1 protein-coding gene is annotated in these 620 nt (G+C 67.4%); it reads right to left on the bottom strand.

Annotated elements, in window-relative coordinates:
* Window positions 1-620 (bottom strand): acyl-CoA dehydrogenase family protein (locus HWX87_RS37680; protein ID WP_244137846.1); only part of this gene is annotated, 620 nt, incomplete at both ends.

Raw genomic sequence — 620 nt, 5'->3', positions numbered from 1 at the left:
GCCAGCACCAGGTGGACGATGTTGTCCGCCATGTCGTGCTCGCCCCACGTGATGAAGATCTTCGTGCCGAACACCTTGTACGTGCCGTCGCCCTGCGGCTCGGCGCGCGAGCGCACCAGCGCGAGGTCGGAGCCCGCCTGCGGCTCGGTCAGGTTCATCGTGCCCGTCCATTCGCCCGAGATCAGCTTCGGCACGTAGCGCTGCTTCTGCTCGTCGGTGCCGGCCGTCAGCAGCGCCTCGATCGCGCCGTCGGTCAACAGCGGACACAGCGCGAACGACAGGTTCGATGCGTTCAGCATCTCGATGCACGGCGTCGCGATCAGCTTCGGCAGCCCCTGGCCGTCGTATTCGGCCGGATGCTGCAGCCCCTGCCAGCCGCCCTCGACGAACTGGCGGAACGCTTCCGCGAAGCCCGGCGTCGCGGTCACGACGCCATCCTTCCAGCTGCTCGGGTTGCGGTCGCCTTCGACGTTCAGCGGCGCCAGCACCTCGCCGCAGAACTTCGCGGACTCGTCGAGCACGGCCTGCGCCGTGTCGTAACCGGCATCCTCGAAACCCGGCAACTGCGCAACGGCGTCGATGCCCGCGAGTTCCTTCAGCACGAACAGCATGTCCTTGAC

The sequence above is a fragment of the Burkholderia sp. BCC1644 genome, from assembly GCF_902833225.1.
GTDB lineage: Bacteria > Pseudomonadota > Gammaproteobacteria > Burkholderiales > Burkholderiaceae > Burkholderia.
Note: the sequence above shows the minus strand (reverse complement) of the source record. Positions and strands in the feature narration are given on the sequence as shown.